10 protein-coding genes are annotated in these 11,910 nt (G+C 64.8%); 3 read left to right on the forward strand and 7 right to left on the reverse strand.

Going from position 1 to position 11,910, the window contains the following annotated elements:
- Nucleotides 1-166: 166 nt before the first annotated feature.
- Nucleotides 167-1,993, reverse strand: coding sequence for a DUF885 domain-containing protein (locus tag SBA_RS07480; RefSeq protein WP_261936402.1), 1,827 nt, complete (start codon nucleotides 1,991-1,993; stop codon nucleotides 167-169).
- Between the two features lie 67 nt (nucleotides 1,994-2,060).
- Entirely contained in the window at nucleotides 2,061-2,624 is a 564-nt protein-coding gene (locus SBA_RS07485; RefSeq protein ID WP_261936403.1) for a hypothetical protein, read from the reverse strand.
- Nucleotides 2,625-2,931: 307 nt separating this feature from the next.
- On the opposite strand from SBA_RS07485, the gene SBA_RS07490 reads away from it, so the two are divergent.
- Nucleotides 2,932-3,984 carry a hypothetical protein gene (locus tag SBA_RS07490; protein WP_261936404.1) on the forward strand — a complete coding sequence of 351 codons (1,053 nt, stop codon included), beginning with the start codon at nucleotides 2,932-2,934 and terminating at the stop codon, nucleotides 3,982-3,984.
- Nucleotides 3,985-4,008: 24 nt separating this feature from the next.
- Here the strand turns inward: SBA_RS07490 and SBA_RS07495 are convergent, their stop codons facing one another.
- Nucleotides 4,009-4,449: an NfeD family protein gene (locus SBA_RS07495; RefSeq protein ID WP_261936405.1), complete on the reverse strand. Its 441-nt coding sequence runs from the start codon at nucleotides 4,447-4,449 to the stop codon at nucleotides 4,009-4,011.
- A gap of 148 nt (nucleotides 4,450-4,597) precedes the next feature.
- On the reverse strand, nucleotides 4,598-5,572 hold the full coding sequence (locus SBA_RS07500; RefSeq protein WP_224547419.1) for an SPFH domain-containing protein: 975 nt from the start codon (nucleotides 5,570-5,572) through the stop codon (nucleotides 4,598-4,600).
- 86 nt (nucleotides 5,573-5,658) lie between these two features.
- Between SBA_RS07500 and SBA_RS07505 the strand changes: the two genes are divergently transcribed.
- Both SBA_RS07505 and SBA_RS07510 read left to right on the forward strand, forming a co-directional pair.
- A complete protein-coding gene (locus SBA_RS07505) occupies nucleotides 5,659-6,474 on the forward strand; it encodes an HpcH/HpaI aldolase/citrate lyase family protein (protein WP_261936406.1) in 816 nt (271 codons plus the stop codon).
- A 209-nt stretch (nucleotides 6,475-6,683) separates the two neighbouring features.
- On the forward strand, nucleotides 6,684-9,608 hold the full coding sequence (locus tag SBA_RS07510) for a TonB-dependent receptor plug domain-containing protein (RefSeq protein WP_261936407.1): 2,925 nt from the start codon (nucleotides 6,684-6,686) through the stop codon (nucleotides 9,606-9,608).
- Nucleotides 9,609-9,681: 73 nt separating this feature from the next.
- Here the strand turns inward: SBA_RS07510 and SBA_RS07515 are convergent, their stop codons facing one another.
- Genes SBA_RS07515 through ubiG form a run of 3 tightly spaced genes read right to left on the reverse strand, consistent with a single transcriptional unit; the run spans nucleotide 9,682 to nucleotide 11,859 of the window.
- Nucleotides 9,682-10,278 (reverse strand): YdeI/OmpD-associated family protein, encoded by a 597-nt coding sequence (locus SBA_RS07515; RefSeq protein ID WP_261936408.1) that lies wholly within the window; start codon nucleotides 10,276-10,278, stop codon nucleotides 9,682-9,684.
- Nucleotides 10,279-10,337: 59 nt separating this feature from the next.
- Entirely contained in the window at nucleotides 10,338-11,096 is a 759-nt protein-coding gene (locus SBA_RS07520; protein WP_261936409.1) for a hypothetical protein, read from the reverse strand.
- 28 nt (nucleotides 11,097-11,124) lie between these two features.
- Nucleotides 11,125-11,859 (reverse strand): bifunctional 2-polyprenyl-6-hydroxyphenol methylase/3-demethylubiquinol 3-O-methyltransferase UbiG, encoded by a 735-nt coding sequence (gene ubiG / locus SBA_RS07525; RefSeq protein WP_261936410.1) that lies wholly within the window; start codon nucleotides 11,857-11,859, stop codon nucleotides 11,125-11,127.
- Nucleotides 11,860-11,910 lie beyond the last annotated feature (51 nt).

Genomic DNA, 11,910 nt, shown 5'->3' on the forward strand with positions numbered 1-11,910 from the left:
GGTCGAGATGAAGTAGGAAAGGGCCGGGGGAGCGATCCTCCGGCCCTTTTTTGTTTGCGCGATCCGTTCGCCCTGAACGAAGTCGAAGGGCGTGACCGAGCGGAGCGAGGTCGGCTTCGCTCCGCTCAGCAGAAGGCTTCGACTTCGCTCAGCCCGAACGGGTTTGTCATGCCCCCTTCCGCTCCGCGACCCAGCTATCGATGCTCTTGCCCAGCACGGTCATCGGCACGCCGCCGCCCTTGACCACCGCGTCGTTGAAGAGGCGGAAGTCGAACCTGTCCCCCAGCGCCTGTTGCGCTTGTGCCCGCAGGCGGACGATTTCGCCATGGCCGACCTTGTAGCCACAGGCCTGGCCCGGCCAGGCGCAGTAGCGGTCGACTTCGCCCTGAACATCCTCGACCGTCGAGCCGTTGGTGGTGGCGAACCAGTGGATCGCCTTGTCGCGGGTCCAGCGCTTGGCGTGGAGGCCGGTGTCGACCACGAGGCGGCAGCAGCGATAGGCGATCGACTGGAGATAGCCCAGCCGCCCGGCGATATCGCCATCATAGGCGCCCAGTTCGTCGCCCAGTTGCTCGGCATAGAGCGCCCAGCCTTCGCTATAGGCGTTGAAGGCGAGGAGCGAGCGGATCAGCGGCAGTTTATAGGTATATTCGCCCTGCCAGATATGGCCCGGAATCCCTTCATGATAGCAGAGGGTGGGCAGCGCGTAGCGCGGCCAGATGCTGGTGTCGCGCAGGTTGATATAATAGTTGCCGGGGACCGATCCGTCGATTGTGCCGGGACCGGCATAGGCGCCGGGCGCGCCCGCCTCGATCTCCACCGGCACGCGCTTGACGATCAGTTTGGCGGGCACCAGCGTCGCGAAGGCGCGGGGCAGGCGGGTGCGGATGTCGGCAAGGCGGCCGTCGATGAAGGACAGGATCTGCGCCCGGCCGGCGTCGTCGTTGGGGAAGAGATAGCGGGGGTCTTTGCCCATCGCGGTCATGCGTTCGCCGACCGTGCCTTTGGTCATGCCGAGCTTGCCGAGCAGCCCGTCCATTTCGGACTGGAGCGCGGCGAGCTGGTCGAGGCCGAGCCTATGGACCTCGTCGGGCGCCATGGTCGTGGTGGTCCCGGCCTTGAGCGCCCAGGCGTAATAGCCATCCCCCTGCGGCAGTTTCCACACGCCCGCGTCCATCGTCGCGGTGGCGCGCTGGCGGGTGAGTTCGGCGACCTGGGCGGCGAGGGCGGGGGCGACCTGATCATGGACGATGGCCTGCGCCTTCGCGGCATAATCGCCGGGCATGTCCTTCGTGCGGCGGGCGAGCGAGGCGACCGGCACCCACTGGTCGAGGGGCAGGGCCTGCACCGCCTTCATCTGGCCCAGTGTCTTGTCGAGCAGGAAGGCGGGAGCGGTGACGCCGATGCCGGCGTCATGCTTCAACCGCTCGGTTTCGCCGGCCAGGTTCGCGGCATAGGCGGTCAGGCGGGCGAGATAGGCGTCGGCGTCGGCTGCGTCCTTTATGACATGGTTGCTGTCGAGGAAGTCGGGTGTCTCCACGAAGCTGCCGGTGTTCTGGGCGACCGCATAGGGGCTGTTGCGGTAGGACCAGTTGCTGTTCATGATCGCCATGTCGCCGAAGGGAAAGGCGAAGCCTTCCGCCGCGGTGTCGTGGGCGGTGCGGACCACCTCCACATCGATGCGGGTCGCGGGCGAGAGCGGGGCGAGATCGATGGCGCGCAGCCGGGCGAGGCGGTCCTGCACATGGGCGGCGATCTGCGCCTGCCCGGCGGGCGTCTTGTTGCCGAGGCGGCTTTTGAGCGGCGCGCGCGCGCCGGTGTCGATGCCCAGGCCGCTGGCGCTTTCGGGCGCGTCGGCCAGCATCGCTTCGGCCATGTCGGCCAGCAGCGCCTGCGCGGCGGCGTCCGGGCCGGCGGCGGCACGGGCGGGGAGGGCGGTCAGGCTGAGGGCGGACGCGCCGGCGGCAAGGAAATCGCGGCGATTGGTGCGCATGGGGTCGGGGGTCTCCGGTGAATAGGGTTACCCTTAACTTCGCATATTTCCCGCTAATTTCGACATCTTATTTCCCATGAGGGACAGATTGTGACAAGGGCGCATCGATCGCCGGATCGCCCCGCAGCGCGGCAAGCGCGGGTCGAAGCAAAGCCCATTCGGCCGGATTGAAGGGCCCGAGCTCAGCGAGGCGTGCGCCTATCGCGCGGATGGCGATCCGCGTCCGATGCGGCATTGCCGCCCGCGCGCCGGTCCGTTCCGCGCCCAGCGCTCGCAAGGCGGCGAATAGCAGCCGATGATTGGTTTCAATCCGCGTTCCCACCACGCGACCCCGCCGAACGATCGGCCGCTCCTGTCGTTCTCGCGAAAGGGCAATCGCCCTCGCGCGGCTTTCGTCCAGCCCCATGTCCAGCGCCCAGTCCCAAGCCGCGGCGAAGCTTTCAGCGCCGGGGCGGCCGCGCAGATAATAGGCAGAGCGTGGCGAACAGCCGACGCTGCGCGCGGCCTGTGCCACCACGCCGTAGCGGGACAGCGCGGCGATAAAGGCGATTTGTGCGTCGACGGTCCAGCCGCGCGCGCGGCGGGTATGGGGCACGGGGGTGAAATGGAGCAGGTGGGTTTGGTCTGTCATGACGCGAACGCTATCATAGGCGCGATGTTGTAGGACAGGCCTTCGACCCGACTGTGCGACGGCGAAACCTGGGGGGACATTCGTCCATGCATTTGGATCAAGGCGGATCGATCGTGGCGGTTCTTCTGCGTCATTGCGGCGATAGGGGCGGTCGCCCGCGATCATGCAATGGATGAAAATAATGTTGTGCAAAAGTAATGATTATGGGATGATAAGATATAAATATTGAGGAAGGTCGCTATCATCAAAGTTTGGGGCGAGGATTATCATGCGACATCTTACGCGGGCGCTGCTTAATTATTGCGATATGACGCGGTGGGCAAGAATATGCTCCGTTTCGGTGATTGCAATTTCATGTCCGTCTTGCTCCTATGTCGCGAAAGACCTGCGCTCGACCGGCGGCGTTGTGGGAAGCGTGCTGGATCAGCGCATGTTTGATGCGCGGCAATCAAAGCAACTCGTGGTCCTGCGCGGCGCCATATTGGTTGCCATGGTTGCGCGGGCCGGGACGGTATATGCGCGGGACCAGCGGGACGCCGACGCCTATGTCAACTATATGACCGCCGCCGCTGACGAGATCAACATCCTGATGGGGCAAATCCAGGGTGATCATAGCGGGCTGGCCTGTGATGTGCGCGATAGTGGGGCAAGCCAGGAAATCGCGCTGGTTCGATCGAGCAGGCTGACCAGCAATCAAGTCGCCACCCAGAGAGCAGAGACGACGGACGAAAAAGACATCCCCTCGGATCGTCCCAACGGGGACGGATGCTATACCTACAGCGTCAATTTCGAGTCAGATCTACCTATGCTGGAACGTCGCCTGTTTCGATTGGCGATGGCGGCACTGCCCCAGGAACAGGCCAAGAAATTTCTCGACCAGGTCACAACCGGCAATGCGTTCGGTGCGGCGATGGCCGCGTTGAATTTTTCCGCAAAGGCGCTGGATGGGCTGCATAGCGGCGCGGCGGTGCATCGGACGGGCGTCGAACTGATCTTCAATCAAAGAACAGCCAAATCGAGAAACGACACATGCCAGACCTATGCGACCGTCTATTATGCGGCTGCCTGTATGGGACTGGACCCGGACAGCCTGTTCGTCGGGAAACAGGACAAGCCCGAAGATTATAAGCCGGTGGTGGATGGCCGATCATTCTACGCCATCATGCGCAATATTCGGGACAGTTGCCGCATGATCCCGATGGGCATCGGCGAAGAACTTGGCGCCAGGGAAGTCGATCTGAACGCACTGAGGCAGAAGCGGATCGATCAGTGCGACTCGATCGACTATAGTCCCAGATCGCGTTGGGAGCCATCGCGGACCCAGGTGATGCCGGCGCCCGTGCAGAAACCGGCAAATTAAGGCAGCGGTGATTTCTGGCCGCGCCTATTCCACCCGCAGCATCGTCCCGTCCGCGCCCACGACCCGCACCCTCGCGCCAGCGTCCGCATCCGCGCCGGTGGCGGTCCAGACGCTGTCGCCGACTTTCACCCGGCCTTCGCCGCCGACGATCGGCTCCACGACCGTCACGGTCTGGCCGATCAGGCGGGCGGTGCGGTCGTTGAGGAGGGGGTCGGTGGAGGCGACCGGATTGTCCACATACCAGCGGCGGCCGGCATAGACCGCCGCGATGCTGAGTGCTGCGAAGAGCAGGAACTGGAACGGCAGCGCGATCGGCAGGGCGAGCGCGACGAGGCCGGTGATGGCGGCGGCGATCGCGATCCAGATCAGGAAGACGCCGGGGATCATCACCTCCGCAATGCCCAGCAGGGCCGCGAAGACCAGCCAGCCCCAATGATCCTGGAGCAGGGAGAGAGTGGCAGTCATGGGTGGATGGTCCGATTACGCGTTGGGGAGGTTGGTTTGAAGGACGTCGCAGCGATGTGGAGAAGGAAGGGAAGGGGCTTCGACAGGCGCGGGACGAACGGCCGGGCGCTTGTAACCGTCCAGCGTGATGTAGCTGTCACCATGCTCATCACCCCTGGCTCTGGCCGAAGGGGCCGCGGCGGGGCGGTGCCGGCGGGGTGGGCGCGGGGGTGCCGTCGGCGCCCAGCGCTTCCTTCGCCAGCGCGCCGATGCCGCCCAGCGTACCGATCAGCTGGGTCGCTTCGACCGGGAAGAGGATGGTCTTGGCATTGGGGCTGGTCGCGAACTGACTGACCGCCTCGGTATATTTTTGCGCGATGAAATAGTTGAGCGCCTGCGGATTGCCGGCGGAGATGGCGTCAGAGACCATCTGCGTCGCCTTGGCTTCGGCCTCCGCCTCGCGCTCGCGCGCCTCGGCGTCGCGGAAGGCGGCTTCGCGGCGGCCTTCGGCCTGTAATATCTGGCCCTGCTTTTCGCCCTCGGCGCGCAGGATCTCGGCGGCGCGGGCGCCTTCGGCATCCAGGATGTTGGCGCGCTTCTCGCGCTCCGCCTTCATCTGGCGGCCCATGGCGTTGACGATGTCGGCGGGCGGGCGAATGTCCTTCAGCTCGACGCGGGTGATCTTGATGCCCCAGGCATTGGTGGCGTGATCGACCACGGAAAGCAGGCGGGCGTTGATCTCGTCGCGCTTCGAGAGGGTTTCGTCGAGGTCCATCGAGCCCATGACGGTGCGCAGGTTGGTGGTCGCGAGCTGCATGATCGCGACATAGAGTTCGGACACTTCATAGGCGGCCTTGGCGGCGTCGAGCACCTGGAAGAAGACCACGCCGTCGACCGACACCATGGCGTTGTCCTTGGTGATGATTTCCTGCCCCGGAATGTCGACGACCTGCTCCATCATGTTGATCTTGCGGCCCACGGCGTAGAAGAAGGCGGGGTAGAAATTGAGGCCGGGCCGGGCGACTTCGGTGAAACGGCCGAAGCGTTCGATCGTATATTGATAGCCCTGCCGCACCACCTTCACGCTGACCGCGAGGTAGAAGAGGACGAGGCCCGTGAGCGTCAGTGCGAAGGTCGTCAGCATATCCATGTCTCTCCCCCGGATGTGGGCTTGGATTATGCGCCCTAATCGTTAACGGGGAAAGGCAAACCGCTACCCAGGAGAGTATCATGTTGCTGCGCCACGCCCGTTCGCTGCTGTTCCTGCCCGCGTCCAACGCGCGCGCCATCGTAAAGGCGCGGACATTGCCGTGCGACATGGTCATATTGGACCTGGAAGATGCGGTGGCGGACGACGCCAAGGAAGAGGCGCGGGCCGGCGCGATCGCGGCGCTGGGCGAAGGCTTTGGGGGGCGGATCGGCGCGGTGCGGATCAATGTCGCGGGAACGCGCTGGCATGGGGCGGAGATGGTGGCGGTCAAGGCATCGGCCGCGGACTATGTCGTGCTGCCCAAGGTGGAGACGGCGCGGCAGGTGAAGGATGTGTTCAGCGTCTGCCAGAAGCCGGTGATCGCGATGATCGAAAGCGCGCGCGGCGTGCTGGCGGCGGCGGAGATCGCGGCGGGCGAGGGCTGCGCGGCGCTGTTCATGGGCAATAATGATTTGCGCAAGGATCTGGGGATTCCGGCGGGCGCGGGGCGCGAAGGGCTGTCCCATGCGATGCAGGCGGTCGTGCTGGCGGCGCGGGCGGCGGGCATTGCGGTGTTCGACGGCGTGTTCAACCGGCTGGAGGACGAGGCGGGGCTGGAGGCGGAATGCGCGCAGGGGCATGCGCTCGGCTTCGACGGCAAGACGCTGATCCACCCGAGCCAGGTGCCCGTGGCGAACCAGGTGTTCGGGCCGGACATGCAGGCGGTGGCGGACGCGCGACGGCTGATCGAGGCGGCGACCGGCGGGGCGGAACGCTATGAGGGGCGGATGATCGAGACGATGCATGTCGAGGAAGCGCGGGCGCTGATCGCGCGGGCGGAGGCGGTGGGAGAGTAGGCCGATGCCGTAGCGGAAGAGGTGGCGAACCGTCCCGATCCGCTGTCGGATTGTGTTAAACATACCGTGTTGCAGCGATGCTACAGCAAGCAATAAAAGCGCTACAATAGCCTCCGTTCGTCGCAGCGGCGTTGACCTGGCGCGGCAGGACGCGCGTTTTCGGGACATTCGAGTTCTCCCCCCGAACTCTTGGAAACAGAGGGAAATCTATGGTTCGCACCGCAGCAGCGGCGCGCCGGCTCCTTGCAGCCAGCGCGCTTTCTACCCTGTTCGTTCTGCCGGCGATGGCGCAGGACGCTACGCCGGCCGATGACGGCGAGACGATCGTCGTGACCGGCAGCCGCATCCAGCGTAGCGACTATAATATCGCCAACCCGCTGGTGACGGTGACCGCCGAGACGCTGGAACAGTCGGGCAACGTCCAGATCATCGATACGCTGGCGCAGAACCCGGCGCTGATCAATTCGCTCGGCGGCGCGCGGACGTCCGGCTCCAACAGCGATTTCGGCGCGGTCGGCGTCGCGTTGCTCGATCTGCGCGGGCTGGGCGAGAACCGGACTCTGGTGCTGGTCAATGGCCGCCGCCATGTGGCGAGCCTGTCGGGATCGGCCGCGGTCGACATCAACACCATTCCCAACGATCTGATCGAAGGCATCGACGTGTTGACCGGCGGCGCATCGGCCATCTACGGCGCGGACGGCGTTTCGGGCGTGGTCAATTTCCGTCTGAAGCGTGATTTCGACGGTTTCAAGGCGAGCGGCCAGGTCGGCATTTCCAGCCGGGGCGATGCGGGCCAGCGCTATGGGTCGCTGACCTATGGCAAGAATTTCAGCGACGGCCGCGGCAATATCGCCCTGTCCTACGAATTTCGTGAGCAGGACCGGCTGAGCAGCTTCAATCGTAGCCGTACCGGCAATCCGCTGAACACCTATGGCATCGTGCGTGATCCGTCGGATATTCCCGACGATCCCAACGTCCCCGACCGCCGGCCGTTCAATAATCTGCGCTATGCCGACAGCTCGCTGGGTGGGGCGATCGACGTTGATCTCGACGGCATTCCCGACTTCACCGGCGAGGGCAAGGTCTATGATCGTGGCCTGTTGCTGCCGTCTTCGGGCGGCCTGACACAGGGCGGCGACAGTACGCCGCTGGCCGGCTATCAGGGCGATCTGCAGGCCTATAACCGCGTGCACAATTTCAACCTGCTGTCGCATTATGATTTCAGCGACGCGGTGAAATTCTTCTTCGAAGCCAAATATGTGAAGAACAAGACGTTCACGCTGGCGCAGCCCTCGTTCGACTTCTTCACGTATCTGACGCCCGACAACGCCTATCTGCAGGACCAGTTCGGTGCGCTCGCGCCAGACGGTGCGCTGGTGTCGCGCGACAATTTCGACATGGGCGTACGCGGGGAGCGCAACGAGCGCGAAACGATGCGCTTCGTCGGCGGCTTCGAGGGGGCGATTTCCGATCATGCCCGCTACGAGCTGTCCTATACGTTCGGCCAGACCAAGTCGAAGGTGCTGCTGACCGACTATCGCATCGGCGATCGATACTGGGCGGCGATCGACGCAGTACGCGATCCGGCGACGGGCCAGATCGTCTGCCGGTCGGACCTTGACCCCACGGCAAACATTAATCCCGACAATTATGACGCGCCGGCCACCACCTTCACCCCCGGCGCAGGAAGCGGCTGCCGTCCGCTCAACCTGTTGGGCAATGGCGCGCCGAGCCAGGCAGCGCTCGACTGGGTAAATGCGGATATTTTGAATCGCGCCAAGATCCAGCAGCATGTCGTGTCGGGGTCGATCTCCGGCGATTTCGGCCAGTTCTTCGAACTGCCGGGTGGTCCGATCGGCTTTGCGTTGGGTGGCGAATATCGCAAGGAAAAGAGCAGCTTCCTGCCCGACGAACTGTTGCAGCAGGGCGCTTTGCAGGATTTCTCGCTCCAGTTGCCGGAAAAGGGCAGCTTCGACGTGAAGGAAATCTTCGGCGAGTTGTCGGTGCCGGTGCTCAAGGACATGCCCTTCGCCCATACGCTGTCGTTCGGCGCGGCGGTGCGCCTGTCGGATTATTCGACCGTCGGCAAGACCACGACCTGGAAGGTGGACGGCACCTATGCGCCGATCCCCGATATCACCTTCCGCGGCACATTGTCCGAAGCGGTGCGAGCGCCTAACATCACCGAACTGTTTGCCCCCCGCAATGGCGGCTTCTCTTTCATCGGTGATCCCTGCGATCCGGTCTATATCGGTGAAGGCACGCAATATCGCGCCGCCAATTGTCAGGCCTCGCTGACGGCGGCCGGTCTGACGCCGGACCAGATCGCGGCCTTCAACCCTGAAAATGACCCGACGGCGACGGTCAGCCTGCCGGGCAATTCGGGCGGCAACCGCAATCTGAGGGAGGAAACGGCCCGAACCTGGACGGCCGGCACCGTCCTGCGCCCGCGCTTCATTCCCGGCCTGATCGCGTCGTTCGACTGGTATGACATCAAGATCAAGAATGCGATCAATACGCCGACGGCGGAAGAACTGGCCGGCCTGTGCGTCGATCAGCCGACGCTCGACAATGTCTATTGCCAGAATATCACCCGCGCCAATGGCACCGGCTACATCTCCGGCTATTTCGTCCAGCCGCAGAATGTCGCCAATTTCAAGACGGCGGGCGCAGACATCAAGCTGAACTACAGCTTCGACACCGCCAAGGCGGGGGCATTCAGCATCTCGCTTGTCGGTGGCTATCTCGACAAGCTGCAGTTCATCGCGACGCCGGGCGCAGAGGTCAATGTCGATCGTCTGGAAGCCTATTTCCCCAAATGGAACGCCACTGGCGACATCACCTGGAAGCTCGACAAGCTGACCGTCAACTATGGCGTCAGCTGGTTCAGCAAGACGCGACGCTATACGACCGAGCAGTTGGACGCCAATCCGGATATAGCTGCGCCGAAATATCAGTGGTACAAGGAAAAGTGGCAGCACGACCTGTACCTCGCCTATGATGTGGACGAGCGGTTCCGCTTCTATGTCGGTGCGAACAACCTGTTCGACCAGCAGCCCTCGATCGCCTCATCCAACTATCCGATCAGCTATGTCGGCCGCTATATGTATGCGGGCGCCAAGATCACGATGTGAGGCGCACGCCCATATCATGAAGGAGGAGGGGCGGTTTTCCGCCCCTTTTCTTTTTGCGAACGGTCCTGCCCGCTCAGCGCTTTTCATATTTCCAGTTGCGGCCCTTGCCCTGCGCGATCCATTCGAGGGCGGTGGCGATGCGCTTGTCGCGCGTGGCGTCGCTCTTCGCTTCGCCGATCCATTCGCAATAGTCGCGGATCTTGCCGGGCGGGAAGGCGGACCAGACGGCCAGCGCCGCCGGATCGGCGTCGAGCGCGACCTGGAAGGCGGGGGGAATGGGGAGCGGGGGCTTGGGCGGCTTGGGACCGGAGCGGGGTTTGTCGCCGGCGTCGATCAGGGCCATGGCGCTGGCGATCAGCGTGGCGATTTCGGCGTCCGGGGGCAGGTCGGCCAGGGTTGCGATCTTGCCGAACTGGCCCATCGCCTCGTCGCTGGCACCGTCGCGGGCGACCTTGTCATGCCAGAAGCCGAAGGCGGCATGGCCCTTGAACGCGGCCATATTGGCGAGATTCTGGCCCTTATAGGTGAAGAAGGGCATGCCCCATTTGATCGCTTCGCCGATGTCGGGCGAGGCGGCGCGCATCAGCGCGCGGATATGGGTCAGAATCGGCCGGGCAAAATCGGCCTGACGGGCGATATAGGCGTCGATGTGGGACTGTGCGTCGCTCATGGGCGGCTCCGTTCGGTGGTTCGCCCGTTGCTACAGCAGGCGGGTGTGCCGGAAAAGCGTCAGGGCATCGGCGCCCATCGGCCGCCGGCATTTTTGCGGACCAGGGTGAGCGAGCGCGGGTCGATCTCCGGCGCTTCCTGGCCGAGGTCGAAATGCCAGGCATGGCCCTGGCTGATGCGCCAGTAGAGTTGCGACCCCTGGTCCAGGCCGAGCGGGCCGCAGGCGCTGCGGATTTCGTCCTGCGGCAGGCTGGCGGCCTGGGCGGCCGGGATATCGACCACCAGTGCGTCGGCGGGCCAGCCGGGGATGTCCGCCTGGCGCACATGGCAGCCATCGTCGTCGGCCGGATCGGTGATGGCGGCGCGGGTCAGGGCGAGAATGGTCGATTGCGGATCGCGGCGATCGGCCGGGGCGAAGGCGACCAGCGGCGCGCCCCTAGCCTGATCGCCGCCCATCGGCGAGAGGGCATAGACGAGGCGGGCGAGCGGCTTGCCGGCGGCATAGGCGAGGGCGGTGGTCTTCCCGTCGCAACGGGCGGCGCGATAGAGCAACCATATGTCGTCCGGCAGGGCGGCTTCGTTGACCGACCAGGTGCAGCCCTCCGCGAGCGAGGGGCGATCGTCGGCCGTAAGCAGGGCAGCGGCGTCCGTGGGGCAGAGGCCGGTGCCAGAGAGGCGGGCGGCCTTGTCGGGACAGACGGCTGCGCGGGTGACGGGCGCTGCCTTGGGGGCCTGCGCATCGTTGCCCGGCTGGTCGGCGGGGGAAGGCGCGCAGGCGCCCAGCGATGCGAGCAGCACGCAGAAGGGCAGGTGGCGCATCTTGGGCAGTCCTGTTTAAGGTGAGCGATCAGTCGTCCCGGTGCCGCGCCGTCAGGAAATAATCGATCGCCTTGTTGGCCGACAGGGTGAAACCGCGACCGGGATCGAAGCCGAGTCCGCTGCTGTCTGTCACGTCCAGTCCGGCCTGTTCCAGCAGGGCCGTCAGTTCGTCGGGCGTCAGGAATTTATGCCAGTCATGCGTGCCCCTGGGGATGCCGCCGATGCTTTCGCCGATCGTAATCATGGCGAGGCGGGAGAGGGGGGTGCGGTTGGGGGTGGAGAGGATCATGACGCCGCCGGGCGCGAGTTTGGCCGCGAGCGCGCGGATGAAGGCGGCGGGATCGGCGACATGCTCGATCACCTCCATCGAGGTGACGAGGTCGAAGCCTGACTCGGGCATCGTCTCTACCGGAGTGGCGCGATAGTCGATGGGTAGCCCCTGCGCTGCGGCATGGGCCTGCGCCGCGGCGATATTCTCCGGTGCGGCGTCGAGGCCGGTGACGGTTGCGCCCAGGCGGGCGAGCGGTTCGGCAAGGAGGCCGGCGCCGCAGCCGACGTCCAGCGCGCGCTTGCCGGCGAGCGGGCGGAAGCCGTGCGCGTCACCCGGCCAGTGGCGGTCGATCGCGGCGCGGATATAGCGCAGGCGCACGGGGTTGAGCTTGTGCAGCATGGCGCTGGAGCCATCGGGATTCCACCAGTCGGCGGCCATGGTGCCGAAATGGGCGGCTTCCCTGGGATCGATCGTGGCGGTGGTTTCGGTCATGATGCGCCTTGCTCTGCGGCCCCCGAACAGAAGAACAGCCCTTCGACAGGC

The organism is Sphingomonas bisphenolicum, from assembly GCF_024349785.1.
In the GTDB taxonomy this organism is placed as follows: Bacteria; Pseudomonadota; Alphaproteobacteria; order Sphingomonadales; family Sphingomonadaceae; genus Sphingobium; species Sphingobium bisphenolicum.